We start from the raw sequence: 26,823 nt of genomic DNA, 5'->3' as shown, positions 1-26,823 counted from the left end.
CAGCAGCCGCTCATTCGGTGAAATAATCCCTGACGTCGTAGTCGAAGACTTCCGACAGGATCAGCGTTGTCTCTTCGCCGTGCGCCACTCCGCGCGAAAGATCGGCAGAGGCCTCACTGTCCAGCGTCATCGCCAGAACCGGGGTCAATGTCGCAAGCGTTTCGGTGGTGATGGCTTTTCGCAGTGGCGGCCAGATGCGATAGGTGCCGGACGACAGAACCTGCGTCACCATATACATCCCGAAATGCAGCGGCCTGAAGCCGATGACATCCCCGATATCAAGCCGATGCCCCCAATAGCCACTGGCAAGGGAAACCACCGTACCACTTCGATCAGCGGCAGCCGCAACAGAAACAGTTGGGTACGGCACATGCCAGTTGAGCCCGTTCGACCAGGGAAGGTCATTCGACCATGGAACACCATCGCGTTCTTCTGCCGCGCTGACGGTCACGCCGGCCTCGGCGAGGGTCATCTGATCGGGCAGTGGAAAATCCACACGCACTGCATTTGCCCCGCCATGCAGGGCCGTCACCAGTCCCTCGATACGGCGATACCAATGCGCGCTGTCGCGGCCATTGTTGTAGACCACTTCCCGACGTTCCACGGCGCCGATCTCCACCAGCCGGTTGATCGAGGCCTGCACGGTCGAGCGCGCACAGTTCAGCTGCTCGGCAATCTTCACCTGGCTGCGCCGCGTCCAGCCGTGGAAGGCAGCCGACGTCCGAAAGTTCTTCGAGACGCACAAGAAGGGAGCGACGCCGCACGTGGCCATGTCGGTCCTACTGTGGACGGGCTGCCGAATCGAAGACCTGACAATGCTCGGTCGCCGGCATGAATGCACGCTCGACGGCATCGAGGCGCTGCGCTGGACGCCATTGAAGAAGGGTTCGTCGGAGGTCACCATACCACTCTTGCCGCCACTGAAGGCGGCGACGAGAGCGCCCAAGGTGCAAGGACAGATCTACGTTCTGGCACGGGGAGCAAAACCATTCGCCAGCGGAGACAGCATGTCGGCCATGTTCAAGCGCTGGTGCGTAGACGCCGGCCTGCCGCATCTTTCAGCCCACGGCGTCCGAAAGGGCCTGGCTGAGCTGCTCGCCGAGCTCGGCTGCAGCCAATACGAGATCATGGCGATTCTCGGTCACTCAGAAGCCAAGACCAGCGAGGTCTACACTCGCCGCGTCGAACGCTGGAAGCTTGCTCTGGGTGCGATGGATCGGGTGAATGTGTCCCATGCATGGTTCTGACGTGGGACACAAGGCAAAGAAAAAGCCCGCAAAAGCGGGCTTTTCTTCAGTCAAATGGTGCGGTCGAGAAGACTCGAACTTCCACGGGTTGCCCCACAGCGACCTCAACGCTGCGCGTCTACCAATTCCGCCACGACCGCATCGTGGTAGTTGCCGAATTGCTCCGGCGGGGGTGCATGTAGCAAAAGGATTCCGGGTCCACAAGCCCGCCATGACAGATTTTTGAAAATTCGTCAGGGGCGGTGGATAACCCCAGGGAGGGCGCTGGTCAGACACCCTTGAACTGCCGGCTGTTTCTTGCCAAGTAAAAGGAAAACAAGGCTTTTCGCCCTTTGTCCGTGAAGGCGGGTTTTCCCATGCAGCGCACCGAGCTCGACCACCACATGTTCGCCCGCGAGGGCTGTCCCCCCATTCGCTGGCGGGTGTCGGATGGACTCGTGGCTTACGAGGACGCGGTCGCGGAGATGGAGCGGCAGGTGGGCTTGATCGCGGATGGACAGGCCGACGAACTGGTCTGGCTGGTCGAACACCCCCCGCTTTATACGGCTGGCACCAGTGCCGATGCGAAGGATCTCATCGAGCCGGATCGGTTTCCGGTCTTCGCGACCGGTCGGGGCGGCGAATACACCTATCACGGCCCGGGTCAGCGGGTGGCCTATGTCATGCTCGACCTCAAGCGCCGGCGCCAGGACGTGCGCGCTTATGTGGCCGCGCTGGAGGAAGTGGTCATCCGCACGCTGGACAGCATGAATGTCCGGGGCGAACGCCGCGAGGATCGTGTCGGCGTCTGGGTGCGCCGGCCGGAGCGCCCCCTGCTTCCCGATGGCAGCATGGCCGAAGACAAGATCGCAGCGCTCGGCATCCGCCTGCGCAAATGGGTGAGCTTCCACGGCCTGTCGATCAATGTCGAGCCGGATCTCACCCATTTTACCGGGATCGTACCCTGCGGGATATCCGCCTATGGCGTCACGAGCCTTGTCGATCTCGGCCTGCCGGTCATGATGGCTGATGTCGATATGCGGCTCCGCGAAGCCTTCGAAGAGGTTTTTGGACCGACAGTCTCGGCCGACTGAAAGGAGAGGTTCGGCGGCGTCAGGCCCGGCCCATCATCGGACCATCAAGATTGCGCTGCGCAGCCTCGCCTCCGTTCTTCGCCTCGTACCGGTCGATCTGTCGGCTGATGTCGCCGATCAGCCGGCCGCATTCCTGATGGGCATCGGTCAGCCTCTGCAATTGCATGCGCAGTGCCTCGAGCGGCAGGTCCGCGCTTTCCTCGATCGGACCGGCGCCGAGGCCGGTCATCAGCCACATCGGCGAGACGCCGAGGATGCCGGCGAGATCAATCAGTTTGGACGGGCGTGGTTCGGCCCGGTCGGCCTCCCAGGAGAGCAGGCTTTCCTTGCGCACGCCGACCCGATTGGCGACATCGGCGAGTGATAGGCCGGCTGTGTCGCGTGCCATAGACAGGCGCCCACCGAGTGTGTCGTCACTGCAATCGGTCATGCGGGCGAAATTCCTGCGGGCGCTCATCGGCCATCTCCTCTTCGGTCACAAGGCCCGCCGGGGGTGGCGGTCGGCCCTCACTTTCGCATCCCGATTCAAGGATACGCCAGAATTGAAGGTCCAACCGCCGTCGGCGCGCCACGGATATGCGTGAAACCGGCGTCGGACGGGTCTCCGGCGACGATCGCAAAGGGGCGGAAACGAACAATTGTGAAAAAAGTTCCAGAGAATTTCCGGCGGATGCATCTTTTTTCCCGCAGGCCGAAACCCGGGGCGATCGCCTTGAACGCGAAGGCGGCTTGTGCTTGGTGGCCTCTGCGTGCTTCCGCACCCCATCCACCAGCCATATTGAAGGCCCGCCATGCAGCCATCACCGTCCAATCCCGTGCGCGGCATGGTCCTGATGGCCAACTGCATGTTGATCCTGCCAATCATGGATGCAATCGCCAAATACATGGCGAATGTCGAGGGCATGTCGCCGGGTCAGATAACCTTCTATCGTTTCTTCTTCCAGATGGTGTCGGTGCTGCCGCTGCTGGTGCTGCTGTATGGACCGGGAGCCCTCTCTGCCAGACGGCCATGGATCAACCTGTTGCGCGGCGCGATCCACGGGGCCGCCAGCCTGATGTTCTTCATGGCGGTCAAATACATGCCCCTGGCGGATGTGTTCGCCATCTATTTCGTCGAACCCTTCATCCTGACCGCACTCTCTGCCGTGTTCTTGAAAGAGAAAGTCGGCTGGCGACGGTGGACGGCGATCGCCGTCGGCTTCGGGGGCGCAATGATCGTCATCCAGCCGAGCTACCAGATCTTTGGCCTGACCGCCTTGCTGCCGGTTGCCTGTGCCTTCCTCTACGCGCTCTACATGTTCTTGAACCGCGCCATCGGCGAGGCGGATTCACCGATGACCATGCAAACCATGGCGGGCATCGGCGGCACCGTGTTCATGGGCCTCGCGATGATGGTGGGATCGCGTGTGGGCGATGTCGATTTCGTAGCGTCCCTGCCGGCCTCGCCGCTTGCCTGGATCCTGCTGATCATGCTCGGCACGATATCGGGCTATATCCATCTGCTGGTCGTGCGGGCCTTCCGTCTGGCGCCGCTGTCTGTGCTCGCGCCCTTCCAGTATTTCGAGATCATCGCCGCCGTGATTCTCGGTTACGTGCTGTTCGGCGAATTTCCGACGCTCTCCAAATGGCTGGGGATTCTGATCATCGTCGGGTCAGGGCTCTTCATCCTGTGGCGAGAGCAAAAGCGTGCTGCCGATACCATCGTGATCGACCCCAGCCCCTGATGGATCCGATCCAGAAGAAATTCCTAATATTTGAACGAATATCTACACCGGTTTCTAACGCGGCGCCCCTAGATTGAGCCTTCCTTCAAACAATCGGGAGACCGGAATTTGGCGACGCACCAGGCCGCAGTGTTTTTGCTTGCCGTCAATCTGGGCCTCCTCTGGCTCCTGATGGCGGCTCCGCTCGGCCGGCGAACCCTGCGTGTGCGCCAGACGATCCGTGAACGTGCCGAAGACGTGTGGAACATCACCCGGCCGGCCGGCGATCTCGCGGCCTGGCATCCAAGCGTGATTTCCGTCTCCCCTGTCGAGGGTCATCCAGACCTCGTCGAATTCGCCTATCGCCATCCCGACCGCCACGGTCGTCCGAGCCGTCGCACCATGGCCGTCGACCGTGCCTCGATGACGGCAGGCGGCAGCTTTTCCTGTGAGCTCAGGGTCGTCGCAGACAGCACGCTCGATCAGGCCTTCTGGGACGGGTTCAGCGAGAGGCGCCTGGTCGAGCGCACAGCCACCGGCAGTCTGGTGACCGTCGAACAGACGGATACCTATCGCGGCCTCGCCTTCTATCTCTTCCGCTATTTGCTGCTGCGCCGGGAACTGGCGGCCCTGCGCGACCATGTGGAGGGACGCCAGGGTTCGGCGCTCGCGCATCTCGAACATCCGCTCTGGCAGACGCTGCTGGTCGTTCTCTCGACGCTGCTGCTCTGGCCCTTCTTCGGCCTGACCATGACCGGGCTGATGATGTCGACCTTCCTCACGCTCGTCATCGTGCTGCACGAACTCGGTCACATGATCGCTTATCGCGCCTTCGGCCATCCGAGCGCCCGCATGATCTTCGTGCCGCTTCTTGGAGGCGTTGCCGTCGGCGGCCGGCCTTATAACACGCTGTTCGAGGTGGCGACCTGCGCGCTCATGGGCGCCGGCGTCTCCGGCTTCCTCGTCCCGGTCCTCGTGGCAGCACACCAATCGGTCCTCGGATTGCCCCATGCGGCCGGGACGGAAGGGCCGATCCTCGTTTTCCTGGTCATTCTCGGCGCTTTCAACCTGCTGAACCTCCTGCCCACATATCGCTTCGACGGCGGTCAGGTTCTGCGCCAGGTCTTCGAGAACCAGACCATGCTGGCGCTGGCGAGCTTCGGCGTCACTGGCGTGATCTTGTGGACCGGCTGGCGGATCGGGCTGCCGCCCTCGACCCTGGTCATCGGACTTGTCGTCTTCACGCTGCTCAGCCTCATCAGAACGAAGGGCGCCAAACCCAGGGACGAACTGGTGCCCATGACGCCGGCAGAGCGGCTGATGACCGGCTTCGGCTACTATGCGGCGCTTGCCATGCACGCCTATGCGGTGATCTATGCCTGCGAGCGCCTGTTCGGCTGATCCATGAGCGATGACAAAGGCTTGACAGGCCAGCGCGGTCCCGGTCCTATGGGGCATGCACAGTGAAAATCCTCCCCTGCCGCTCGGCTACTCCGCCCTGCCCCCCGGCACCATCGCCAATGTCGTGACCTGCCTCGACATGCGCGCGCCGCCGACTCTGTCCGAAACATCAGGGCCACCGGACATGACGCTGGTGCGCTGGACCGACGTCGCACTCAATACCTATCGCGACCTGTATCGCGCGGTCGGCGAAGACTGGATGTGGGTCTCGCGTCTGCTGATGAGCGACGACGCATTGCGAAGCAAACTGAACGAGCCGGGCCGGGAAATCTACGCCGCCTGCAAGCATGGACGCCCCGCCGGCCTCCTGGAACTGGATTTCAGCAACCAGGGCGAATGCGAACTGGTCTTCTTTGGCCTCGTGCCGGAGGCGATCGGAAAAGGGGCCGGTCGCTGGCTGATGAACCAGGCACTGGCAAAAGCCTGGGAAAAGCCGATCACCCGTTTGTGGCTGCACACCTGCCACTTCGACCATCCGGCCGCGATCGACTTCTACCGTCGCTCCGGCTTTACCCCTTACGCCACCTTCGTCGAGGTGACCGAAGACCCGCGCCTGACGGGCAAGATGCGCCGCGATGCGGCCAGACACGTACCCCTCATTGAAACGAGACCCGGCTGAAAGGCTGAAAAATCAGACTATTAACAAAAGCCGGCCTGCCCCCTTGAGCCTGGGAGCATGGCCGTGCAAGACTCTGTGTCGACAAATCAAACAGGGAGAAACACCATGGACGTTCGCGCCGCTGTTGCCACCCAGGCTGGCAAGCCGCTGGAAGTCATGACCGTACAGCTGGAGGGCCCGCGCGCGGGCGAAGTGCTGATCGAGGTAAAGGCCACAGGCATCTGTCACACGGATGATTTCACCCTCTCGGGCGCCGATCCGGAAGGCCTCTTTCCGGCAATCCTCGGTCATGAGGGTGCGGGTATCGTGGTCGATGTCGGCCCTGGCGTCACCTCGGTGAAGAAGGGCGACCATGTCATTCCGCTCTACACGCCGGAATGCCGCGAATGTTATTCCTGCACCTCGCGCAAGACCAATCTCTGCACCTCGATTCGATCAACCCAGGGCCAGGGCGTGATGCCGGATGGGACGAGCCGATTCTCGATCGGCAAGGACAAGATCCACCATTACATGGGCTGCTCGACCTTCTCGAACTTCACCGTTCTGCCGGAGATAGCCGTCGCCAAGGTCAACCCCGACGCGCCTTTCGACAAGATCTGCTACATCGGCTGCGGTGTCACGACCGGCATCGGTGCCGTCATCAACACGGCCAAGGTTGAAATCGGCTCGACGGCCATCGTCTTCGGCCTCGGCGGCATTGGTCTGAACGTGTTGCAGGGGCTGCGGCTTGCCGGTGCCGACATGATCATCGGCGTCGACATCAACCCTGACCGCAAGGCCTGGGGCGAAAAGTTCGGCATGACGCATTTCGTCAATCCGAAGGAAGTCGGTGACGACATCGTGCCCTATCTCGTCAACCTGACCAAGCGCGGCAACGACCTGATCGGCGGCGCCGATTACACCTTCGACTGCACCGGCAATACCAAGGTGATGCGCCAGGCGCTCGAAAGCTCGCATCGCGGCTGGGGCAAGTCCGTCATCATCGGCGTCGCCGGTGCCGGCCAGGAGATCTCCACCCGTCCCTTCCAGCTGGTCACCGGCCGCAACTGGATGGGCACCGCCTTTGGCGGCGCGCGCGGCCGCACCGACGTGCCGAAGATCGTCGACTGGTACATGGAAGGCAAGATCCAGATCGACCCGATGATCACCCACACCATGCCGCTCGAAGACATCAACAAGGGCTTTGAGCTGATGCACAAGGGCGAATCGATCCGCGGCGTCGTGGTCTATTGATGTCTGTGCCTTACACGGTCGACGTGCGAAGGATGGACGCGTTCTCCGCCGTCGACCTCTATGCCATGCTGAAGCTGCGCGTCGACGTCTTTGTCGTCGAGCAGCACTGCCCGTATCCGGAGCTGGATGGCAACGATATCGACTGCCTGCATCTGAGGCTGCTGGATGGCGATGACCTGCTGGCCTGCGCCCGACTCTGCCGCCCGAAGCCGGAGCATCATCCGCGCATCGGCCGTGTCGCGGTGTCCCCGAACCACCGAGGCAAGCGACTGGGCGAAGCCCTGATGCGCGAGGCGATTTCCGAGGTCGAGAAGCGCTATCCCGGCGAGCCGATCGAGATCTCGGCGCAAAGCCATCTGCAGAAGTTCTACGGGTCGCTCGGGTTTGAGGTAATCTCGGAGGAATATCTGGAGGATGATATTCCGCATGTGGATATGCTCAGGCGGGGATAGGTTTACGCCGGGATCCAGCTCTGTGGCTGGTGGCGGCAAAACCTGCTACACTTGCCCCACCGCCAGGAGTTGATGCCATGAAGCATGACCGAATTGTGTTGGATGATAGACAAGCAGCCCTGGTTAAGCGACTGGTCCAATCGGGTCGTTTCAGTTCAACGACCGATGTCATCGGCTACAGCCTTGACCTGCTTGAACAACGCGAGGCGGACGGTGCCCAGTTTCTCTCTGATCTGGAACACGAAGCGGCTCGCGGACTCGAAAGTGGTCCCGCAGTTGCGATGGAATCTGCCGAAGATCTGATCGCAGCATTTCGGAAGCGGCGGTAAGCCATGGCTCTGATCCTACGGCGGCCACTCTTCGTCGAGGACCTTTATGCCACCTGGGCTTTCATCGCATCTGATAACGAACACGCAGCCGATCGCCTTCTATCCGAACTTGAGGACTGCTGCCGGTTGCTGGCTGAGCGTCCGCATCTCGGGAGCAGGCGATTCAACCGCTATCCGTCCATGCGCCTCTTCCCCTTCCGCCGATACCTGATTATCTACCAGCCGCTCGACACCGGTGACGGCATCGAACTCATCCGTCTCCTGCATGCGGCGCGAGACTATCGCAGATTCTTTGACGACTGATCCCATGCCCGAAATCTATGTCGATGCCGATGCCTGCCCGGTGAAGCCGGAAATCCTGAAGGTCGCCGAGCGGCATGACCTGCCGGTGACCTTTGTTGCCAATTCGGGTTTGCGTCCCTCGCGCGATCCGATGGTGAAGAACGTCATCGTCTCCGGCGCTTTTGACGCCGCCGACGACTGGATTGCCGGGAGGTGCGGCGAAGGCGATATCGTGGTGACGGCGGACGTGCCGCTGGCCGGTCGCTGTGTGGCCGCTGGTGCACAGGTGACTGGGCCGACGGGGCGGGTCTTCGACAAGGCCAATATCGGCATGGCAACCGCCATGCGCGATCTCGGAGCCCACTTGCGCGAGACCGGCGAGAGCAAGGGCTATAACGCCGCCTTCTCGCCGCGTGACCGCTCGGCTTTCCTGGAAACGCTTGACAGGCTCTGCCGCCGGATCAAGAAGTAGACCCTATCCCCAGACGGGCCGGCAGCGTGGCGCTTTGAAAACATGATGAATTCCGTTCTCGATCATCGCTACCGCTCCTTTATGGTGGCCGGCGCCGTGGCACTCGCCGCCTTGCCCTTCGTCTTGGTCTATGAACCATCGGTGACGATCGAATTGCCGGCGATCCTCTTCTTTACGGTTTATCTGGCGCTGTCCTTCCTGAGGCTGCGGCGGCTCACGCCCGCCTATCTGAAACAGCGGGCCGACGTGGCCGATGCACCGGCCTTCGTCATTCTCGGTGTGACCACGCTCGCGATCGTAGCGGCGATCGGGGCGCTGTTCCTGGCGCTCAATCGCGCGGAGAAGCCCGGCATATCGGAACTGGCTCTGGCGGTCGCAGCCGTGGTGCTCGGCTGGTTGACGATCCACACCATGGCGGCCATGCATTACGCCCATGTCTATTGGCGACCGCATCGCCGCACGCCGGCGGCCCATCGCGGCGGCCTGGAATTTCCGCAGACGCCCGAGCCCTGTGGCCACGACTTTCTCTACTTTTCGCTGGTCATCGGCATGACGGCACAGACCTCCGACGTCGTGATCACCTCGACCTCGATGCGCAAGCTGAACCTCGTGCACGCGACGACCTCCTATTTCTTCAACACAGTGCTGGTGGCCGCCGCCGTCAATGCAGCCGTATCGCTGGCCGGCTGACCCATTCCCAAGACAAGGAAGCTTTCCATGAACATCCTTTCCCAGAACACCGCCTTTGGCGGCATGCAGGGCGTCTTCTCGCACCAGTCGCAAGCGACCGGCACCGAGATGACCTTCGCCGTCTTCGTGCCGCCCCAGGCAATCACCGAGAAGCGGCCGGTGCTCTGGTATCTCTCAGGGCTCACCTGCAGCCATGCCAATGTGATGGAGAAGGGCGAATACCGCCGTTTGGCCGCCGAACTCGGCCTGATCGTGGTTTGCCCGGATACCAGCCCACGCGGCAATGACGTGCCGGACGAACTGACCAACTGGAAGATGGGCAAGGGTGCCGGCATGTATCTGAATGCCACCGAAAAGCCCTGGGCAGAGCATTTCCAGATGTATTCCTACATCACGGAAGAGCTGCCGGACCTGATCGCCGAACAGTTTCGCGCCGACATGGACCGCCAGGGCATTTTCGGCCACTCCATGGGCGGCCATGGCGCGATGACGATTGCGCTGAAGAACCCGCAGCACTTCAAGAGCTGCTCGGCCTTTGCCCCGATCGTCAACCCGCTGACAGCCGACTGGACGCAGGATGCGTTCGAGAAATATCTCGGCGCTGACCGGACGAAATGGCGCGAATACGACGCATGCGCGCTGGTCGAGGATGGGGCACGCTTCCCGGAGTTCCTGATCGATCAGGGCAAGGCCGACAGTTTTCTCGAAACCGGCCTCACCCCTTGGAAGTTCGAAGAGGCGGTGAAGGGCACGGACATCAGCCTGACGCTCAGGATGCATGAGCGTTACGACCACTCCTACTACTTCATCTCGACCTTCATGGAGGATCATTTGAAGTGGCATGCGGCGCGGCTGAGGTGAGCGCTCGGTGTGACGCCGTCATGCTCATCCTCGGGTTAAACCCGAGGATGTCCCGCGCATCCGCGACCGTCGAATGGCCTGAGACGTCAGCAGATCCTCGGCACGCAGGCCGAGGATGACGACGGAAACGCCTGCGCACGTCACCCCCGCCGATAGACGAACCGCTCGAAATCAGCCGCTCGGCCCTGGCCCGTGATGTCGAAGCAGAACATGCCGGCGAAGGCGCCGGTGAAGGAGCCGTGTTCGCCGAAGCCGCCTTCGTCGGAGACGACGCCAGCATCGAGGACGGGGCCGATGGCCTGCCATGCGCCTTCGCCTGCGGCCCGCCAGAAGAATTGCAGGTCGTTGTCGGTGATCTCCATGGCAAGATCGATCGGACCCACCGGGATCGATTGGCCCATGCCAACAGGAAAGGTGAGATCGCCGGAGGGATAAATGCCCGGGCAGGACAGAATGATCAGCGAGCGGCCCAGCTTTTCATCCGTGGAGATTCCGAGCGCGTGGAACTTGTAGCGGTTGTAGTAGTGGGTCAGACCCGCGACCTGCTGATAGGTTTCCGGCGAGAATTCCAGCCGCGTCTCGGCACGGAAGCGGTGATGTTCCTGGCGGCGGGCGACCAGCGACTGTTCGAACCAGGAACCGATGCTTTCGCGACCGAAGAGGCGCAGGCGCCCTGCCCGCTCGGTCAGGCTGAACAGGCGCTCGGGCTGCGGCGTGCGCAGCCACTGGAATTCGGATGGTAAGTCGGGACTATCGAAGGTCCTGACGATCTCGACGGGTTCCGCGCGCTTGATCGCACCACTGGGCGCCGGCACCTCGACGGATGGTACGACGCCACCCTGTTCGAGATAGAGCCAGCCATCGTCCTTCCAGACGCATTTCTGCAGGCCGGTTTCGCGGCCGAGCGTGCAGCGGCGCTTCGGCGGCATGGGTCGGCCGCAGAGATGGGTGTGGTAGAATTGGCCGTCGGGTGTCTCGACATATTGCCCGTGACCGGCGCGTTGCAGCACAGCCTCCGGATTGTCCTTGGAGGTGATGAGATGCGTGTTCGGATGCATCTCGTAGGGACCGTCGATCGACCGCGACCGTGCCATGGTCACGACATGGTCGTAGCCTGTGCCGCCCTCCGCAGTGGTGAGATAATACCAGCCGTTGCGCTTGAAGACATGCGGCCCCTCTACCAGCCCCTGCCTGCTGCCTTCGAAAATGTTCTTGATCGGGCCGGTAAGTCTTTGCGTCTTCGGATCCCATTCCTGCAGGAGAATGCCGTCGAACTTGGCATGGCCGATGGTGTTGCGCGCTTCGGGACGGTGGTTCCACTGCATGTTGAGGAACCACTTTCGCCCGTCGTCATCATGGAAGAGCGAGGGGTCGAAGCCGGAGGAATTGACATAGATCGGATCGGACCAGGGGCCCTCGATCGAAGGCGCCGTGACGATGTAGTTGTGCGCGTCTTTGAACGAGCCGTCGAAGCGTTTGACGTCGGTATAGACGAGCCAGAAGAGGCCATCGGCATAGGAGAGGCACGGCGCCCAGACGCCACCGCTGTCAGGATTGCCGCGCATGTCGAGCTGGCTCGCACGGTTGAGCGGGCGGGTGACGAGCGCCCAGTTCACGAGGTCGCGCGAATGATGGATCTGCACGCCTGGGAACCATTCGAAGGTGGAGGTGGCGATGTAATAGTCGTCGCCGACGCGGCAGATCGACGGATCCGGATTGAAGCCCGGCAGGATGGGGTTGATGATCATGGCGTGTGGTTTCTCCTCCGCAGTTGCCTCTCCCCCTGCGGGAGAGGAAGAAAAATCAGGGTCTTAGCCGAAGGCTCAAGCCCTAGATTTTTCAGGAGAGGGGTTGCCTGACTAACAAGCCCCTCTCTTGGGATTTCCAGCACTTAGCTGACGCTAAGCTGCTGAAATCCCGTTCTCCCCCGCAAGGGGGGAGATGGGTTTCTACTTCTTCTTCCGTGGCGGGCCCTTGCGCTCGGCAGAGGCGGCCCAGAGGTTGATGTCGGCATCCCTGGCGAAGACGTCGATTTCGGCGAGCTCTTCCGCCGTGAAATCGGGCGTCTCGATCGCCTTGACGCAATCCTCGACCTGGCTCGGCTTGGATGCGCCGATCAGAGCGGTGGTGATATGGCCCCCGCGCAGGACCCAGGACAGCGCCATCTGCGCCAGCGTCTGGCCGCGCTTCTCGGCGATGCGGTTGAGGCCCCGGATGTTTTCGATATTGCGCTCGTTGAGGAAGCCCGGATCGAGCGACTTGTCCTGCGCCGCACGCGTGCCCTCGGGGATGCCGTTCAGATACTTGGACGTGAGCATGCCCTGCGCCAGCGGCGAAAAGACGATCGAGCCGACGCCGAGGTCTTCGAGCGTGTCGATCAGTCCGTCCTCCTCGATCCAGCGATTGATCATCGAATAGCTGGGCTGGTGGATGAGAAGCGGCGTGCCCAGGCTTTTGAGGATGGCATGGGCCTCGCGGGTGCGCTTCGAATTGTAGGAGGAAATGCCGACATATTGGGCCCTGCCTGAGCGTACGATGTGATCGAGCGCGCCGCAGGTTTCCTCGAGCGGCGTGTCGGGATCGAAGCGGTGGGAATAGAAGATGTCGACATAATCGAGACCCATGCGCTTCAGGCTCTGGTCGCAGGAGGCGATCAGATATTTGCGGCTGCCCCATTCGCCGTAAGGACCCGGCCACATGTTGTAGCCGGCCTTGGACGAGATGATCAGTTCGTCACGAAGCCCATGGAAGTCGGTCTTGAGGATCTCGCCAAAGGCTTCCTCGGCAGAGCCGGCCGGCGGCCCATAATTGTTGGCGAGATCGAAATGGGTGATGCCGAGGTCGAAGGCCTTCCGGCAGATCGCCTGCTTGGTGGCATGCGGCGTGTCATTGCCGAAATTGTGCCAGAGGCCGAGCGAAATCGCCGGCAGCTTCAGCCCGCTCTTGCCGCAGCGATTGTAGGTCATCCGCTCATAGCGGTTTTCGGCGGGGGTATAGGTCATGGATGGTTTCTCCCAGATGCAGACGCTTCATACTTGCCCCTCATCCCCCTGCCGGGACCTTCTCCCCGCAAGCGGGGAGAAGGAGCAAAACGCCGGCCACACCGGCCTTCTCCCCGCCTGCGGGGAGAAGGTGGCGGCAGCCGGATGAGGGGCTAAGACACGAACCTTATCTAAGCATTGCCTGCGCTTCGTCGATACCCAGAGCCGCCGGTTGGGTGCAGGTTGTCGACAATGTCACGAATTCACCCGTCTCGCCGGACTTGAGGATCGACACCATCACATCGACGCCGTGCAGGGTGCGATCGAGCGAGCAGCGGGCATCGCGACCTTCGAGGATCGCGACCGCCATGTCGGCAAGGCCGGCCGTGCGGTAGTTGGCGCGCGGTCCCTGCGGGCTTTCCTGGTTGTTGATGCCGAAGGGATGATCCCAGGCTTCGAGCGGCTGGATATCCTTGTTGCGGCCGGAGGCCTCCACGACGCCGCCGAAGAAGTTCGGATCGGGCACGTAGAGCGAGCCTTCGGTGCCGTAGAGTTCGGTATTGGCGTGGCGATGGCTCCAGACATCCCAGCTGGCGGATAGCGTAATGGTCGCACCGTTCTGGAATTCGAGAAGCGCATGGATGTTGGTCGGTGTCTTGACCGGGATCACCTCCCCACTGCGCGGCTGGCTGGTGATCGTGCGTGTCTCGTTGGCCATCGAGGTCAAAGCCGCAACCCGCTTCACCGGACCGATCAGATTGATCAGGTTGGCGATGTAATAGGGGCCGAGATCAAGGATCGGGCCGCCGCCGGGAAGGAAGAAGAAGTCCGGGTTTGGATGCCACATCTCCATGCCGGGGCTCATCACGTGGCAGGTGCCTGATGTCACGCGGCCGATGCCGCCCTTGTCGATATAGGCACGCGCCAGCTGATGGGCGCCGCCGAGAAAGGTGTCCGGCGCGCAGCCGACCGACAGCCCCTTGGCCTTGGCGATGGCACGCAGGTCTTCGCCCTGTTCGAGCGAGAGAACCAGCGGCTTTTCCGAATAGACGTGTTTGCCCGCTTCCAGGATGCGCTTGGAGACCGGATAATGCGCGTCCGGGATCGTCAGATTGACGACGATGTCGACCTCGTCATTGGCGAGCAACTCGTCGATCGTCTGCGCCTTGACGCCATATTCCTCGGCGCGCAGCTGCGCCGCATTCATGTTGATATCTGCGCAGGCGACGACCTTCAAACCGCGAAACAGCGGCGCCAGCGAGAAGTAGGTGGTAGAGATATTGCCGCATCCGATGATGCCGACGCCGAGTTCGCGTGCCATGGAAATGTCCTGCTTGCTGCGAGTGGTTTAGTAGGTGTTGAAGGAAGCGATCGAACGGCTAATCAGCCGGTCGATATCCTTGGGATTATCGTGCTCGACGACGAAATGCTTGACGCGTGTGCTCTTCAGCGCCGCAATCAGGCCCTTCCAGTCGACGGTGCCATGGCCGACATCGGCCCAGCCATCTTCATCGGTATTTTCCCCCGCCGGTGCGATGTCCTTGACATGCACGGCGCTGATGCGCTTGCCGTAGCTTTCGATCCAGGCGAAGGGATCGGCCTTGCCGCGGATGACCCAGGCGATATCGGCCTCCCAGTCGAGCTCGGGACCGCCGGCGAAGATCTGTTCCTGCGGCGTCGAACCATCCGGCAATGCGGCGAACTCGAAATCGTGATTATGCCAGCCGAAGACCAGCCCGGCATCACGCAGCGGCTTGCCGGCAGCCTGCAGGCGCTGGCCGAAGGCAAACCAGCCGCTCGCATCCGTCGGTCGCTGGTCGGGCATCAGATAGGGGCAGTAGACCGCCTCGATGCCGAGCGTCTTTGCAATCTTGATGACGCGGGTCGGATCATTCTCGATCATATCGAGGCCGAAATGGGCGGTCGGCATGGTCAGACTGTTCTGGTCGAGTTCCTTGCGGAAGGCATCAAGTTCGCCATCGGCAAGCGAGGCGTAAAGCGCGCCGTAACCTTCGACCTCACCGTAACCGGCGGCCTTGAGTTTCGGATAGATGCCGCTGAAGGGCTGGAAATTGCGGGCGCTGTAGAGCTGGAAGCCGAGCGTCGTCATGGGTAGTCTCCTCCTCGTTTGGTCCTGGATCGGGCGCCCAGGGCCTTAGATATGATGGCTGTCAGTCCGCCGACTGGCAGGTGTAGAGATCGTAGATGCGGAAATCCGGCACGGTGCCTGCGGGTAGCGCTGCCGCCGGGGTGAAATAGATGCGGCGGCTCTCACCGGCCGAGAGGTCGAAGGCGTTGTCGGAGTAACGGCCGGCGGTCTGGCTTTCGAGCATGACAAAGAGCGCCAAACCATGGGCCGTAACCGTGATCTCGAAACCTCCGTCGACCGTCGGGACAACCGTGGTTTCGAGACGTGACGGTTCAAGATCGAGCGACTTGTAGGTGCCATTGAGGAAATGCCCCTCCCCGCTCATGCCATTCGACGCGATGAAGCTCCAGGCGAGCAGTCCGTCGGCCGGGATCTCGCTGGCGTCGAGCGTGACCAGCACGTCGGCGGCGTCAGGGCCACAATCGCCCTGCACGCTTTTGAGCGGAATGCGGTCGCCCGACAGCGTCAGCACGAAGAGATTGGCGTCGATCGTGACGGCGTCCAGCGTGTCGTTGACCATGGAGAGCGAAATGCTCGTGCCGTCCTCTGCGGGAATGGCTGCAACCGCGACCGGCTGGAAGAAGCGGCGCACCATGTAGTGCATGGCCTTCCAGCTGCCGCCGTAATCGAGGCTGGACCAGGAGGCGACCGGCCAGGTGTCGTTGAGCTGCCAGTAGATTGTACCCATGCAATGCGGTTTCAGCGACCGCCAGTATTCGACAGCCGTCTTGATAGCGAGGCCCTGCTGGATCTGGCTCAGATAGACGAAATTGGCAAAATCCTTGGGGAAGCGGAAATAGCGGAACATGGTGCCCGCAATGCGCTCGTTGCCGCCGGCATTCTTCTGGTGCAGCTCGATCACCGGCGAGGCGATGTTCATCTCGGCCTTGTCGGCAAAGCTCTCGATGACAGGCAGCGAGGTATAGGACTGGAAACCGAATTCCGAGCAGAAGCGTGGTTTGACAGTTCGGTAATTATCGAAACTCTTGTTCTCGTGCCAGACCGACCAGTAATGCATGTCGCCGGAACCGTCGGCATGCCAGGCATCGCCGTAGTCGAGATAGCCGGAGGCCGGGCTCGACGGCCACCAGATGCCCTGCGGAAAGGTTTTCTTGACCCCCTGCTCAATGGTGCGGTTGAGCCGGTCATAGGCGACGAGGTAACGGTCGCGGTTGTCGCGGGATTCGGGAAACCAGGTGAGCGCGCCGACAAGCTCGTTGTCGCCGCACCAGATGACGATCGAGGCGTGGCTGGAGAGGCGCTTGACCTGGTATTCGACCTCGTGGGCGACGTTGTCGAGGAAGTCCTCGGTGCAAGGGTAAAGGTTGCAGGCGAACATGAAGTCCTGCCAGACCATCAGGCCGAGCCGGTCGCAGAGATCGTAGAACCAGTCGGCCTCGTAGAAGCCACCGCCCCAGATGCGGATCATGTTCATATGCGCGGCGACGGCCGAGTTCAGGAGGTCGGTGGTCTTCTCCTCGGACGAACGCGAAAACAGCGCATCGGCCGGGATCCAGTTGGCACCGCGGCAGAAGATCTCGCGGCCATTGACCTTGAGCGCGAAGCGGCTGCCCGCTTCATCCGGATCGGTCAGGAGTTCGACGGTGCGCAGTCCGATCTGGCGCGTGACGGTTTCGCCCGGCAGGTCGACAGTCAGCGTGTACAGCGCCTGTTCGCCGGAGCCCGATGGCCACCAGAGGCGCGGGTTTTCGATTTCGAAAACATGCACCACCTTGGTCTCACCGGCCGAAATGCCGACATCGAGGCGCACGCGCTCGTCGTCGAGAGCAAAATGCACGGCCACGACGGCGGGCTCGGCCGCGTAGATGGTAGCGGCAACTTTGAGCTCCACGTGGCCATCGGCATGATGGACCTGTTCGCTCTCCACATGCTCGATACGCGCCGGGTCGAGTTTCTTCAGCGACAGCGTGCCATAGACACCGAAGGGAGCGATGGCGATGTTCCAGTCCCAGCCGAAATGGCATTGCGGCTTGCGCAGCATATTGCCGTTCGGGATCGGGCAATTACCGGTCGAATAGGGGATGTAGAAGGGCTGCCGCGCCTGACGCTCAGCCCCGGCCGTGATGTTGGAATGAAAGTGGATGCGGATCGTGTTTTCACCCGGCAGCAAGGCCTGGGTTACATCAGGGCGATAACGGCGGAAACAATTGTCGGCAGACAGCACCGGCACGTCGTTGATGAAGACAACGGCGACCGTGTCGAGATAGTCGATGTCGAGATACCAGTCACCGGAGACGTCCGACAGCGCAAACCGGCGCTCCAGCGACCACTCGCGCTCGGCAACCCATTGAACGACATCCTCGTTGCGTCCGAAATAGGGATCGGGAATGACGCCGGCCGCCGCGAGCGCCGAATGCACGTCGCCGGGAACGGCCATGGCCACTCCGTGTTCGCCATCCGCAGACGAAAGCTGCCATTCGCCGTGAAGATTGATGAGGCCGCCGCTTGCCGTCGAGTCCATTCCAGTCGTCCTTGCAGAAGAAAAAGACGCCCCGGCCAAGGCCGGGACGTGGGGAGATCGTCAGATGCGCTCTTCGGTCTTGGCGTCGAACAGCGAGGCCACGCTCATGTCGAAGCCGAGGCGAACCTTGGCGCCGGGCGCATAGCGGCGGGTCCCGCCAATCCGCACGGACAGCGTATGACCGGCATGTTTCAGCCAGAGCAGGTTGTCGGCGCCCATCGGCTCCTCGATATCGACGGTCGCCTCGTGAAGCTCGGTGATGCCGTTTTCCTCATCGACCCTGATATGCTCCGGCCGGACACCCAGGATGACCTTGCGTCCGCCGACCAGCGGCTCTTCCGAGACATAACCGTTCAACGAGAACAGCACGTCATGGGTGCGGAAATACACCTGTCCGCCCTCGTTGATCAGTTCGCCATGCAGGAAGTTCATCGAGGGTGAGCCGATAAAGCCGGCGACAAAGAGGTTGTTGGGTCGGTTGTAGATCGTGCCCGGATCGGCCAGCTGCTGGATGACACCGCTTTTCATGATGGCGATGCGATCGGCCAGTGTCAGCGCCTCGATCTGGTCATGCGTGACGTAGATCATCGTGTTCTTGAGGTTGTGATGCAAGCGCTTGATTTCGACGCGCAGTTCCGAGCGCAGTTTGGCATCGAGGTTGGACAGCGGCTCGTCGAACAGGAAGACATCGACGTCACGGACCAGCGCACGGCCGATCGCGACGCGCTGGCGCTGGCCACCCGAGAGCGCCGAGGGCTTGCGGTCGAGCAGCGGACCAATCTGCAGGATGTCGGCGGCGCGCTGCACACGCTTTTCGATTTCGTCCTTCGGCATCTTGGCGACCTGCAGGCCGAAGGACAGGTTCTTCTTAACCGTCATCTGCGGGTAAAGCGCATAGGACTGGAAGACCATGCCGATGCCGCGGTCCTTGGGCTCTTCCCAGGTGACGTTCTTGCCCTTGATGAAGATCTGTCCGTCTGTCGGCTCTAGCAGACCGGCAATGCAGTTGAGAAGCGTGGACTTGCCGCAGCCGGACGAGCCGAGCAGGACGAGAAACTCCCCTTCGGCAATGTCGAGATTGAGGTTTTCCAGCACCTTGACGGCGCCGAAGCTCAACGAGAGGTCCTTGATCGATACACTGTGCGACATGAGCTTAACCCTTGACTGCGCCGGCGGCGATGCCCCGGACGAACAGGCGTCCGGAAATGAAGTAGACGATGAGCGGCACGGCACCGGTGAGCAACGTTGCGGCCATGTTGACGTTGTATTCCTTCACGCCCTGAACCGAATTGACGATATTGTTGAGCTGCACGGTCATCGGGTAATATTCGGGCCTCGTGAAGACGACGCCGAACAGGAAGTCGTTCCAGATCCCCGTAATCTGCAGGATCATCGCGACGACGAAGATCGGCAGCGACATCGGCAGCATGATCCGGAGGTAAATCTGCCAGAACCCTGCCCCGTCGATGCGGGCTGCCTTGAAAAGCTCTTCCGGCAGCGAGGTAAAGTAGTTGCGGAACAGCAGCGTCAGGATCGGCATACCGAAGATGGTGTGCACGATGACAAGGCCGGTTAGGGTGCCGTAGATGCCGAGTTCGCGCAGCACGATGACGATCGGGTAGATCATCACCTGATAGGGAATGAAGGCGCCGATGATCAGGATGGTGAAGAAGAGTTCCGCCCCCTTGAAGCGCCAGTTGGCGAGCGCATAACCATTGACCGAGGCGATCAGGATCGAGATCAGCGTCGAGGGCACGGTGATGCGCACCGAATTCCAGAAGCCGCGCGACAGGCCATCGCAATTGAGGCCGGTGCAGGCGGTGGCCCAGGCCTTGACCCAGGGCTCGAAGGTGATTTCGACGGGCGGCGAGAAGATGTTGCCGAGGCGGATTTCCGGCATGCCCTTCAGCGACGTCACGATCATCACGTAGAGCGGGATCAGGTAGTAGATCGCAAAGAAGATCAGCGATCCGTAGAGCATGATGTTGCGACCGGAAAAGGTGCGCTTCGGCTTGGCGCCACGCGGACCTGTGCCCATGCGATCGGAAACGGCATCGAAACCGGCGGCGGCGGTGTTGAGGGAACCGGGATTAGCCACGCTTCTTTCCTCCGAATTCGAGATAGGCCCAGGGAATGATGACGATGGCAACCGTCAGCAGCATCATGGTGGAGGCGGCAAAGCCCTGGCCGAGGTTCTGCGCCTGGAACATGTAGTCATAGACATATTTGGCCGGCACTTCGGAGGCGATGCCAGGGCCGCCGCTGGTCTGGGCGACGACGAGGTCATAGAGGCGGACAATGCCCGAGGTGATGATGACGAGGGTCGTGATGAAGACCGGCCGCATCATCGGAATGATGATGAAGAGATAGGTTTTCCACATCGGGATGCCGTCGACGCGCGCGGCCTTCCAGATATCCTCGTCGATGCCACGCAGACCTGCGAGCAGCAGACACATCACGAGACCCGTGCCCTGCCACAGCCCGGCGATCAGGATGCCGTATATGACGATGTCGGAATTATAGAGCGGATTGAAGGTGAAGGTCTCCCAGCCCAGCGACCGGACGATCGACTGCACCCCGAAATCCGGGTTGAGGATCCATTGCCAGACGAGGCCGGTGACGATGAAGGAGAGCGCAAAGGGATAGAGGAAGATCGTGCGGAACGCATTCTCGAAGCGGATCTTCTGGTCCATCAGGGCGGCGAGCACGAAGCCGATCACCAGACTGAAGATCAGCGACAGAATGCCGTAGATCGCCAGATTCTGGATCGACATGACCCAGCGAGGGGCATCCCAGAGACGATCATACTGATCGAAGCCGACGAACTTCAGCCGCGGCAGGAGCTTCGAATTGGTGAAGGAATAAACCACCGTCCAGATGGTACCTCCGAGGAAAATGACCAGCGCGGTCAGAACCATCGGAATGGAAGCAATCTTGGCATTGAGATTGCGAAACAATTTGCTGGGTCGACCGGCATGCGACGTGCTCGCCATGGGTCAGTCCTCCTCGTCCTGGACACGGGCGATCGCACCAAGGCCGTCACGCTGACACGCACACGCATCCCGCACACAGCCGGCGGACGGGCTTTAGCGCCCCACCCGGTCGATAATGGCCAATGACCGGCCAGGGTCACCCCTGGCCGGTCACATCACCCGCGATCAGTCGGCGGAAGCGATGATGTCGACGAAGCGCTTCTGCGCATCCTCGACGGTCATGGACGTATTGGCGAAGAACTCGGAGAACAGGTCTTCCTTCTGCTTCTGGCTATCGGCCGAGAGCAGCTGGTCCGTTCCCTCGATCACGTTCCCCTTGGCGAGGATGTCGAGACCCTTCTTCATGCAGTCATTGGCAGCTGCCAGATCGACGTCGCCACGAACCGGAAGCGAACCCTTCTTCAGGTTGAAGGCGACCTGCGTTGCCGGCGCCAGAAGCGTGGCGGCGAGAACGTCCTGTGCGGCCGACTTTGCCTCGTCCTTCAGGACGGGGAAATAGAAGGCATCACCACCGGTCGAGATGATCTCGTTCACACCGAGACCTGGAAGGCAGGTGTAGTCCTTGCCGGCAGTCTGGCCGGCGAGCGCGAATTCACCCTGCGCCCAGTCACCCATGATCTGGCCGGCAGCCTTGCCGGTGATCACGAGGTTGGTGGCCTGGTTCCAGTCCTGCACGTTCGAGCCCTTGGCCATCTTGCGGGCATCATCGGCCGCCTTGAAGACCTTGGCGATTTCGGGGCCGGCTGCGGCGTCGGCATCCTTGTCCTTGAACACCTTGTAGAAGGTATCCTTGCCGGCGATGGCGACCATCAGCACGTCAAACGCACCGGCGGACTGCCAGGGCTGACCACCGACGGCAAGCGGAATGATGCCGGCCTTCTCGAGAGCCGGAGCGGCTGCGACGAATTCGTCCCAGTTCTTCGGCACGGGCACGCCAGCCTTTTCAAAGGCCGGGTTCGAAAGCCACAGCCACTGCCAGGAATGGATGTTGACCGGGGCGCAGTAGATCTTGCCGTCGATCGTGCAGCTGTCGAGCAGGCTCGCCGGCTTGATGATCTCCTTCCATTTTTCCTTCTCGGCGACGGCGGTCAGGTCTTTCATCAAGCCCGCTTCCACCAGTTCTTCGGCCTGACGGCCGTGGTTGAACTGGGTGGCGCCCATCGGATCGCCACCGGTGATGCGGCTGATCATGATCGGACGTGCGGTGCCGCCGGAACCGGCAATGGCGCCGTCGACCCACTTGTTGCCAGTGGCGTCGAAAGCCTTTGCGAGCTCGGCGACAGCTGCGGCTTCGCCGCCGGACGTCCACCAATGTGTGACTTCGAGATCGGTTGCCTGCGCCGCTGCAAACGGCATGACGACGGTTGCGGCCAAAGCTGCCGCGAAGCTACGGTAATTCATGAGTCTCCTCCCTCACTGAAACGTTGCCGGAAAAACTTATGTCAAAGATTTTTGGAGCGCAACCGTGCAACAGATAAAAAAATCTTTAGCCGCAGCGCGGCCTTCTGCAAGCCCGTCGACCTTCGTGAAGGCACGGCGTGAAAAGAGTCAGATTTGCTGCAGCGCAATGGAAATTTTTCACATTTATCAGAAGAAATTGGCCGTAAATTCGGAAAAATATGCTGCACAACAGCAGACCGCGATTCCCCAACCCGATGCCCTTGGACAGGTGATTGAGATCACACCTCTGGTTGAACAGGTTCGCAGCGCAACATAAGAAAAGGCTCGACAAAACGACTGTATCGTTTCAGATTTTTCCTCTGCCCGCTCGGGAGGAGCTCCGGGACGGCGGGTTTGCAGTCGGAGAAAAGCCAATTATAAGCGTGGCTTATGCGAGTGGCGGGGACACGATGACAGAACATCAGGGCAACGGCTTCACGGATCGGTCAGCGACGCCGAAGGAACGGCCGACGCTGAAGACGATCGCCTTCATGACCGGTCTCGGGATCACGACCGTGTCACGTGCGCTCAAGGATGCGCCCGACATCGGCGCGGAAACGAAAGAACGCGTGCGCATGGTTGCCCGACAGCTGGGCTATCAGCCGAACCGCGCTGGCGTGCGCCTGCGCACCGGCAAGACCAATGTCATCGCGCTGGTTCTCGGCATCGACGAGGAGATCCTGGGCTTTTCCAACCAGATGGTAGTCGGCATCTCGGAAGTCCTGTCCGGCACGCCTTACCACATCGTGGTCACACCCCATGCCCACACCAAGGATCCGATGTTGCCGGTGCGGTACATCCTGGAGACCGGGTCCGCCGACGGCGTGATCATCTCGCGCACCGAACCCGACGACGCGCGAGTGCAGCTGCTGATGGAGCAGAACATGCCGTTCGCCACCCATGGGCGGACCAACACGCGCGAGGCTCACCCCTATCACGACTTCGACAACGAGGCATTCGCCTACACCGCCGTCGAGCGCCTGGTGAACAAGGGCCGCCGCCGGATCGCGCTTCTGCCGCCGCCGAGCAAGCTGACCTATTACGAGCACACATTCACTGGCTTCATGCGTGGCCTGAAGGCCTTTGGCGCTGATGAAGTGCCGCTGCACATCAATATCGATGCGCCACTCGACCAGATCCGCGCACGGGTTCAGGACCTGATGAGCGGACCGGACGCGCCCGACGGAATCATCTCGTCATCCGGCAGCAGTGCCATTGCCGCCAATGCCGGGATCGAGGCGGCCGGACTGCGGATCGGCCGCGACCTCGACCTGGTCGCCAAACAGAGCACGCCGATCCTCAAATGGATCCGACCGGAAATCATTACCGTTCACGAGGATGTCCGCCAGGCCGGTCGCGAACTCGCCAAGGCGGTCATCGCCCGCATCGACGGTGTGGAACCACAGCTGTTACAGAGCATCAGCGAACCACGCTGGGACTGATGCGGCTGCCTGCGGGCGGCTGACACGAAAGCGGCAGGGAGGATCCCCTGCCCGCTCCCTCTCATGCATAGGACGGACGGTCGCCCTCGTGCCAGACGACGACGGCATTGCGGCCGTTGACCTTGGCCGAATGCAGGGCCGCATCGGCACGCTTCAGCAACTCGTCCGGCGTCACCTGCATCGCGCCATGAGCAACGCCGACACTGACCGTGACGCTGACGAGGGCATCGCCGAGCGTGAAGATCTGCTGCGCGACGCTCTCGCAGATCACATGGCCGAGCGCTTCCGCCTTTTCCAGATCGCAGAACGGGATATACGCCGCAAACTCCGCACCGGCGAGACGGCCGAGAAGCGCGTGTTGCGGCAGTTCCCGTGCAATGAGATCGGCGCAGGTCTTCAGAACGTGATCGCCGCCAGAGTGGCCAAAACGATCGTTGATCCGCTTGACGTGGTCAACGTCGACATAGAGGAAGGCCCCCTCGCCGCGAACCTTGACGGACAGGGTCTGCAGCATTTCGAGAAACGTCCCGCGATTGACGAGGCCCGTCAGCGTGTCCGTCGACGCCGCCCAGCGGCTTTCGAGTTGCAGCCTCTCCTTGATGAGAAGATAGGCGGCAACACCCGCAATGACGCCATGCAGCAGCAGTTCCACCGCAAACAAACCGTACCAGATCGGTTGCGAGAGGGTCGGGTTGCCCTCGCCCGCCACAGGCCAGATCAGGGCGGCCGGAACCGCAAGCAGCGCCACCGCACCATGCGCGGCAAACCACATCATGATCATGCGGCGGGCCGGCAGATGCTCTTCGCGCACCGACAGGCGATGCTCGTAGACGACCAGACCTGCATAGGCCGCCGTCAGCACGCCGGACAGGGCCAGGCGCGCCGCAATATCTTCTTGAAAAATCGGCACAATCGTCGTCAGCGCCATCCACAGGAGCGGGCCGGCGGAAGCGAGATTGAGGTCAACCGAACGATGATCGAAACGACGGAGCCCCTGCCACGCCAGAGCAAGCCCCATCAGAACGAGCCCCGGCCCAATGGTGACGCTGCCAAGGCTATAGCTACCGGCATAAAATGCCATGAGCAGCAGGCCGACCGCCGCACTGCCGCAGGAGGCCGACCAGACCAGGAACTCCTGGCGCTGCGGCTCCGTGCGCCAGTTGCGCCAGAAAAGAAAACTCATCACCGCCTGCACCACGAAACCGCTGAACATGATGGTCGGGATGTTTAAAAATGACATAGAGAAAGCCTCGATTGCGTGCGACGACATTAACCGCACGACAACGCTAGGGCGCAGTTCTTAACCACTGATCAATGCGATCGTTAGGATTTGAGCCAGAGCAGCTTCTTCCCGCTATTTTCCGCTGCACGCACAACGTGCCGCACCAATTCGCACCCGCTGCGCACTGTGTTCGGTAGTATCGCAAGCAAAAAAGCCCGCCCCTGAGGGGACGGGCCGCGAATCACATGTGACCGATATTGGATCAGAACTGACCAGCCCAGGGGCCGTGGTGAATGTCCTTGCCATCGAGACGATCGAACCCATGGGCGCCGAAGAAGTCGCGCTGCGCCTGGATGAGGTTCGCCGTGCCCCGGCCACGACGATAGGTGTCGAAGTAGGAGAGCGCGGACGCGATCGCCGGAACCGGCAGGCCGGAAAGCGCGGCATGGGCAACGACGCGACGAAGCGCGCCATCGGTTTCCTTGACCATGGCGGCGAAGGCCGGGGTCACGACGAGGTTGGGTACATTCGGGTCCTTGGTGAAGGCCGAGGTGATCTCGTCGAGGAACTGCGAGCGAATGATGCAGCCGGCGCGCCAGATGCGGGCGATCGTCGGCATCGGCAGCGACCAGTTGAACTCGGCGGACGCGGCCGACATCACGGCAAAGCCCTGCGCATAGGCGGCGAGCTTGGCGGCGAGCAGCGCGTTTTCGAGGTCGGCGATGAAGGCCGCCTTGTCCTTCGGCGCCTCGGCAAGCGCCGGCAGTCCGAAGAGTTTTTCAGCTGCCATGCGCTCTGCGCGCAGCGACGACAGGACACGGCCGGCAACGGCAGCCTCGATGCCGCTGGCGGCCACCGCGAGGTTCTGCGCCTCGATCGCCGACCACTTGCCGGTGCCCTTCTGACCGGCGGCATCGACGATGATATCGACCATGGGCTTGCCGGTTTCCGGATCGGTGGCCTTCAGCACCTTTTCGGTGATCTCGATCAGGTAGGAATTGAGGCGCCCCTTGTTCCACTGGCCAAAAATCTCGCCGATCTCCTGAGCAGACAGCTTCAGGCCGTCACGCAGGATGCCGTAGACTTCGGCGATCATCTGCATGTCGGCATATTCGATGCCGTTGTGGATCGTCTTGACGAAGTGACCGGCGCCATCGGTGCCGAGCCAGGCGACGCAGGGGTCACCATTGAACTTGGCGGCAATCGAGGTCAGCACCGGCTCGACGCGCTTCCAGCTCTCCTCGGTGCCGCCGACCATGATCGACGGGCCGTGGCGGGCACCTTCTTCGCCGCCGGACACGCCCATGCCGATGAAGGTAAATCCGGTCCCGGCGAGCTTTTCAAAGCGGGCGACGGTGTCGCGAAAATTGGCATTGCCGGCATCGATCATGATGTCGTTCTGGGCGAGATGCGGCATCAGGGCCGCCATCTGCTGGTCAACGGCCTCACCGGCCTTGATCATGATGATGATCGGCCGAGGCGGGCGAATGGCCGCGACGAATTCTTCGATCGTGTGGCAGCCAATGATGCGGTCGGCAAGATCGCCGGCTTCGCCGAGGAATTCGTCCGTGCGGGCGGGAGTCCGGTTGAAGACCGCAATCCGATTGCCTTTCTCGGCAATGTTGAGCGCCAGATTGGAGCCCATGACTCCCAGTCCGATCAGTCCGATTTCCGCCTGCTGCATAACGCGAC

General features: G+C 61.6%; 28 protein-coding genes and 1 tRNA gene. 14 read left to right on the top strand and 15 right to left on the bottom strand.

Annotated elements, in window-relative coordinates:
- Window positions 1-10 precede the first annotated feature (10 nt).
- Window positions 11-772 carry a hypothetical protein gene (locus DFO46_RS06825; protein WP_183041945.1) on the bottom strand — a complete coding sequence of 254 codons (762 nt, stop codon included), beginning with the start codon at window positions 770-772 and terminating at the stop codon, window positions 11-13.
- Here DFO46_RS06825 and DFO46_RS06820 point away from each other — a divergent pair.
- Entirely contained in the window at window positions 771-1,247 is a 477-nt protein-coding gene (locus DFO46_RS06820) for a tyrosine-type recombinase/integrase (protein WP_245422518.1), read from the top strand. The genes DFO46_RS06825 and DFO46_RS06820 overlap by 2 nt on opposite strands.
- Window positions 1,248-1,302: 55 nt before the next feature.
- Here the strand turns inward: DFO46_RS06820 and DFO46_RS06815 are convergent.
- Window positions 1,303-1,387 (bottom strand) — tRNA-Leu (locus DFO46_RS06815).
- A 216-nt stretch (window positions 1,388-1,603) separates the two neighbouring features.
- Between DFO46_RS06815 and lipB the strand changes: the two genes are divergently transcribed.
- The gene (gene lipB / locus DFO46_RS06810) at window positions 1,604-2,320 is read left to right on the top strand and encodes a lipoyl(octanoyl) transferase LipB (RefSeq protein ID WP_110790985.1); all 717 of its coding nucleotides are present in this window, start codon (window positions 1,604-1,606) and stop codon (window positions 2,318-2,320) included.
- Window positions 2,321-2,339: 19 nt separating this feature from the next.
- Here the strand turns inward: lipB and DFO46_RS06805 are convergent, their stop codons facing one another.
- Complete coding sequence (locus tag DFO46_RS06805) at window positions 2,340-2,777, bottom strand: helix-turn-helix transcriptional regulator (RefSeq protein ID WP_110790533.1); 438 nt, start codon at window positions 2,775-2,777, stop codon at window positions 2,340-2,342.
- 68 nt (window positions 2,778-2,845) lie between these two features.
- Window positions 2,846-3,121, bottom strand: a complete 276-nt coding sequence (locus DFO46_RS23750) for a hypothetical protein (RefSeq protein WP_147412745.1) — start codon at window positions 3,119-3,121, stop codon at window positions 2,846-2,848.
- Here DFO46_RS23750 and DFO46_RS06800 point away from each other — a divergent pair.
- The 10 genes from DFO46_RS06800 (at window position 3,112) to fghA (ending at window position 10,422) form a co-directional block, all read left to right on the top strand.
- Window positions 3,112-4,044: a DMT family transporter gene (locus DFO46_RS06800; protein WP_120276776.1), complete on the top strand. Its 933-nt coding sequence runs from the start codon at window positions 3,112-3,114 to the stop codon at window positions 4,042-4,044. The two genes, DFO46_RS23750 and DFO46_RS06800, sit on opposite strands and share 10 nt — an antisense overlap.
- A 108-nt stretch (window positions 4,045-4,152) precedes the next feature.
- Window positions 4,153-5,424: a hypothetical protein gene (locus tag DFO46_RS06795; RefSeq protein WP_120276775.1), complete on the top strand. Its 1,272-nt coding sequence runs from the start codon at window positions 4,153-4,155 to the stop codon at window positions 5,422-5,424.
- A gap of 55 nt (window positions 5,425-5,479) precedes the next feature.
- Window positions 5,480-6,103, top strand: a complete 624-nt coding sequence (locus DFO46_RS06790) for a GNAT family N-acetyltransferase (RefSeq protein WP_120276774.1) — start codon at window positions 5,480-5,482, stop codon at window positions 6,101-6,103.
- A gap of 105 nt (window positions 6,104-6,208) precedes the next feature.
- Window positions 6,209-7,336, top strand: a complete 1,128-nt coding sequence (locus DFO46_RS06785; protein WP_110790537.1) for an S-(hydroxymethyl)glutathione dehydrogenase/class III alcohol dehydrogenase — start codon at window positions 6,209-6,211, stop codon at window positions 7,334-7,336.
- Window positions 7,336-7,788 (top strand): GNAT family N-acetyltransferase, encoded by a 453-nt coding sequence (locus DFO46_RS06780; protein ID WP_183041852.1) that lies wholly within the window; start codon window positions 7,336-7,338, stop codon window positions 7,786-7,788. The genes DFO46_RS06785 and DFO46_RS06780 overlap by 1 nt, the downstream gene beginning before the upstream one ends.
- A 77-nt stretch (window positions 7,789-7,865) precedes the next feature.
- Complete coding sequence (locus DFO46_RS06775; RefSeq protein ID WP_110790539.1) at window positions 7,866-8,117, top strand: type II toxin-antitoxin system ParD family antitoxin; 252 nt, start codon at window positions 7,866-7,868, stop codon at window positions 8,115-8,117.
- Between the two features lie 3 nt (window positions 8,118-8,120).
- The gene (locus DFO46_RS06770; RefSeq protein ID WP_110790540.1) at window positions 8,121-8,420 is read left to right on the top strand and encodes a type II toxin-antitoxin system RelE/ParE family toxin; all 300 of its coding nucleotides are present in this window, start codon (window positions 8,121-8,123) and stop codon (window positions 8,418-8,420) included.
- A gap of 4 nt (window positions 8,421-8,424) precedes the next feature.
- Complete coding sequence (locus tag DFO46_RS06765; RefSeq protein ID WP_120276772.1) at window positions 8,425-8,871, top strand: YaiI/YqxD family protein; 447 nt, start codon at window positions 8,425-8,427, stop codon at window positions 8,869-8,871.
- 42 nt (window positions 8,872-8,913) lie between these two features.
- The gene (locus DFO46_RS06760) at window positions 8,914-9,561 is read left to right on the top strand and encodes a DUF1345 domain-containing protein (RefSeq protein ID WP_120276771.1); all 648 of its coding nucleotides are present in this window, start codon (window positions 8,914-8,916) and stop codon (window positions 9,559-9,561) included.
- A 27-nt stretch (window positions 9,562-9,588) separates the two neighbouring features.
- Window positions 9,589-10,422 carry an S-formylglutathione hydrolase gene (fghA, locus tag DFO46_RS06755; protein WP_120276770.1) on the top strand — a complete coding sequence of 278 codons (834 nt, stop codon included), beginning with the start codon at window positions 9,589-9,591 and terminating at the stop codon, window positions 10,420-10,422.
- A gap of 140 nt (window positions 10,423-10,562) precedes the next feature.
- On the opposite strand, the gene DFO46_RS06750 is transcribed toward fghA, so the two are convergent.
- From DFO46_RS06750 to DFO46_RS06710, 9 genes are all read right to left on the bottom strand, one after another.
- On the bottom strand, window positions 10,563-12,170 hold the full coding sequence (locus tag DFO46_RS06750; RefSeq protein ID WP_120276769.1) for a glycoside hydrolase family 43 protein: 1,608 nt from the start codon (window positions 12,168-12,170) through the stop codon (window positions 10,563-10,565).
- 201 nt (window positions 12,171-12,371) lie between these two features.
- Window positions 12,372-13,424, bottom strand: a complete 1,053-nt coding sequence (gene mgrA, locus DFO46_RS06745; RefSeq protein ID WP_120276768.1) for an L-glyceraldehyde 3-phosphate reductase — start codon at window positions 13,422-13,424, stop codon at window positions 12,372-12,374.
- 166 nt (window positions 13,425-13,590) lie between these two features.
- Complete coding sequence (locus DFO46_RS06740; RefSeq protein ID WP_120276767.1) at window positions 13,591-14,724, bottom strand: Gfo/Idh/MocA family oxidoreductase; 1,134 nt, start codon at window positions 14,722-14,724, stop codon at window positions 13,591-13,593.
- Window positions 14,725-14,751: 27 nt separating this feature from the next.
- Window positions 14,752-15,513: a sugar phosphate isomerase/epimerase gene (locus DFO46_RS06735; RefSeq protein WP_120276766.1), complete on the bottom strand. Its 762-nt coding sequence runs from the start codon at window positions 15,511-15,513 to the stop codon at window positions 14,752-14,754.
- 61 nt (window positions 15,514-15,574) lie between these two features.
- Window positions 15,575-18,034, bottom strand: coding sequence for a glycoside hydrolase family 2 protein (locus DFO46_RS06730; protein ID WP_120276765.1), 2,460 nt, complete (start codon window positions 18,032-18,034; stop codon window positions 15,575-15,577).
- A gap of 60 nt (window positions 18,035-18,094) precedes the next feature.
- Entirely contained in the window at window positions 18,095-19,183 is a 1,089-nt protein-coding gene (locus DFO46_RS06725; RefSeq protein ID WP_110790550.1) for an ABC transporter ATP-binding protein, read from the bottom strand.
- Window positions 19,184-19,187: 4 nt separating this feature from the next.
- Window positions 19,188-20,132 (bottom strand): carbohydrate ABC transporter permease, encoded by a 945-nt coding sequence (locus DFO46_RS06720; RefSeq protein WP_110790551.1) that lies wholly within the window; start codon window positions 20,130-20,132, stop codon window positions 19,188-19,190.
- Window positions 20,125-21,027 carry a sugar ABC transporter permease gene (locus DFO46_RS06715; RefSeq protein ID WP_110790552.1) on the bottom strand — a complete coding sequence of 301 codons (903 nt, stop codon included), beginning with the start codon at window positions 21,025-21,027 and terminating at the stop codon, window positions 20,125-20,127. Before DFO46_RS06715 ends, DFO46_RS06720 begins: the two co-directional genes overlap by 8 nt.
- 165 nt (window positions 21,028-21,192) lie before the next feature.
- Window positions 21,193-22,428 carry an ABC transporter substrate-binding protein gene (locus tag DFO46_RS06710; protein ID WP_110790553.1) on the bottom strand — a complete coding sequence of 412 codons (1,236 nt, stop codon included), beginning with the start codon at window positions 22,426-22,428 and terminating at the stop codon, window positions 21,193-21,195.
- A 64-nt stretch (window positions 22,429-22,492) separates the two neighbouring features.
- Between DFO46_RS06710 and DFO46_RS23745 the strand changes: the two genes are divergently transcribed.
- Together DFO46_RS23745 and DFO46_RS06705 are read left to right on the top strand one after the other, a co-directional pair.
- Window positions 22,493-22,744: a hypothetical protein gene (locus tag DFO46_RS23745; protein ID WP_147412744.1), complete on the top strand. Its 252-nt coding sequence runs from the start codon at window positions 22,493-22,495 to the stop codon at window positions 22,742-22,744.
- A gap of 133 nt (window positions 22,745-22,877) precedes the next feature.
- A complete protein-coding gene (locus DFO46_RS06705) occupies window positions 22,878-23,909 on the top strand; it encodes a LacI family transcriptional regulator (RefSeq protein WP_110790554.1) in 1,032 nt (343 codons plus the stop codon).
- A gap of 61 nt (window positions 23,910-23,970) precedes the next feature.
- On the opposite strand, the gene DFO46_RS06700 is transcribed toward DFO46_RS06705, so the two are convergent.
- Window positions 23,971-25,149, bottom strand: a complete 1,179-nt coding sequence (locus tag DFO46_RS06700; RefSeq protein ID WP_183041851.1) for a GGDEF domain-containing protein — start codon at window positions 25,147-25,149, stop codon at window positions 23,971-23,973.
- 244 nt (window positions 25,150-25,393) lie between these two features.
- The gene (gene gndA, locus DFO46_RS06695) at window positions 25,394-26,815 is read right to left on the bottom strand and encodes an NADP-dependent phosphogluconate dehydrogenase (protein ID WP_120276763.1); all 1,422 of its coding nucleotides are present in this window, start codon (window positions 26,813-26,815) and stop codon (window positions 25,394-25,396) included.
- Window positions 26,816-26,823 lie beyond the last annotated feature (8 nt).

The sequence above is a fragment of the Rhizobium sp. AG855 genome (assembly GCF_003610655.1).
GTDB classification, from domain to species: Bacteria; Pseudomonadota; Alphaproteobacteria; order Rhizobiales; family Rhizobiaceae; genus Allorhizobium; species Allorhizobium wuzhouense.
Note: the sequence above shows the minus strand (reverse complement) of the source record. Positions and strands in the feature narration are given on the sequence as shown.

Bases quoted from the DNA above. Each gene is read 5' to 3' on its own strand.
- fghA (WP_120276770.1), top strand. From the start codon at position 9,589: ATGAACATCCTTTCCCAGAACACCGCCTTTGGCGGCATGCAGGGCGTC.
- DFO46_RS06715 (WP_110790552.1), bottom strand. From the start codon at position 21,027: ATGGCGAGCACGTCGCATGCCGGTCGACCCAGCAAATTGTTTCGCAAT.
- DFO46_RS06825 (WP_183041945.1), bottom strand. From the start codon at position 772: ATGGCCACGTGCGGCGTCGCTCCCTTCTTGTGCGTCTCGAAGAACTTT.
- lipB (WP_110790985.1), top strand. From the start codon at position 1,604: ATGCAGCGCACCGAGCTCGACCACCACATGTTCGCCCGCGAGGGCTGT.
- DFO46_RS06735 (WP_120276766.1), bottom strand. From the start codon at position 15,513: ATGACGACGCTCGGCTTCCAGCTCTACAGCGCCCGCAATTTCCAGCCC.
- DFO46_RS06705 (WP_110790554.1), top strand. From the start codon at position 22,878: ATGACAGAACATCAGGGCAACGGCTTCACGGATCGGTCAGCGACGCCG.
- DFO46_RS06740 (WP_120276767.1), bottom strand. From the start codon at position 14,724: ATGGCACGCGAACTCGGCGTCGGCATCATCGGATGCGGCAATATCTCT.
- DFO46_RS06750 (WP_120276769.1), bottom strand. From the start codon at position 12,170: ATGATCATCAACCCCATCCTGCCGGGCTTCAATCCGGATCCGTCGATC.
- DFO46_RS06760 (WP_120276771.1), top strand. From the start codon at position 8,914: ATGATGAATTCCGTTCTCGATCATCGCTACCGCTCCTTTATGGTGGCC.
- DFO46_RS06765 (WP_120276772.1), top strand. From the start codon at position 8,425: ATGCCCGAAATCTATGTCGATGCCGATGCCTGCCCGGTGAAGCCGGAA.
- DFO46_RS06780 (WP_183041852.1), top strand. From the start codon at position 7,336: ATGTCTGTGCCTTACACGGTCGACGTGCGAAGGATGGACGCGTTCTCC.
- DFO46_RS06710 (WP_110790553.1), bottom strand. From the start codon at position 22,428: ATGAATTACCGTAGCTTCGCGGCAGCTTTGGCCGCAACCGTCGTCATG.
- DFO46_RS06820 (WP_245422518.1), top strand. From the start codon at position 771: ATGTCGGTCCTACTGTGGACGGGCTGCCGAATCGAAGACCTGACAATG.
- DFO46_RS23750 (WP_147412745.1), bottom strand. From the start codon at position 3,121: ATGGCTGCATGGCGGGCCTTCAATATGGCTGGTGGATGGGGTGCGGAA.
- DFO46_RS06700 (WP_183041851.1), bottom strand. From the start codon at position 25,149: ATGTCATTTTTAAACATCCCGACCATCATGTTCAGCGGTTTCGTGGTG.
- DFO46_RS06785 (WP_110790537.1), top strand. From the start codon at position 6,209: ATGGACGTTCGCGCCGCTGTTGCCACCCAGGCTGGCAAGCCGCTGGAA.
- DFO46_RS06790 (WP_120276774.1), top strand. From the start codon at position 5,480: ATGCACAGTGAAAATCCTCCCCTGCCGCTCGGCTACTCCGCCCTGCCC.
- DFO46_RS06730 (WP_120276765.1), bottom strand. From the start codon at position 18,034: ATGGACTCGACGGCAAGCGGCGGCCTCATCAATCTTCACGGCGAATGG.
- mgrA (WP_120276768.1), bottom strand. From the start codon at position 13,424: ATGACCTATACCCCCGCCGAAAACCGCTATGAGCGGATGACCTACAAT.
- DFO46_RS06770 (WP_110790540.1), top strand. From the start codon at position 8,121: ATGGCTCTGATCCTACGGCGGCCACTCTTCGTCGAGGACCTTTATGCC.
- DFO46_RS06805 (WP_110790533.1), bottom strand. From the start codon at position 2,777: ATGAGCGCCCGCAGGAATTTCGCCCGCATGACCGATTGCAGTGACGAC.
- DFO46_RS06800 (WP_120276776.1), top strand. From the start codon at position 3,112: ATGCAGCCATCACCGTCCAATCCCGTGCGCGGCATGGTCCTGATGGCC.
- DFO46_RS06725 (WP_110790550.1), bottom strand. From the start codon at position 19,183: ATGTCGCACAGTGTATCGATCAAGGACCTCTCGTTGAGCTTCGGCGCC.
- gndA (WP_120276763.1), bottom strand. From the start codon at position 26,815: ATGCAGCAGGCGGAAATCGGACTGATCGGACTGGGAGTCATGGGCTCC.
- DFO46_RS06775 (WP_110790539.1), top strand. From the start codon at position 7,866: ATGAAGCATGACCGAATTGTGTTGGATGATAGACAAGCAGCCCTGGTT.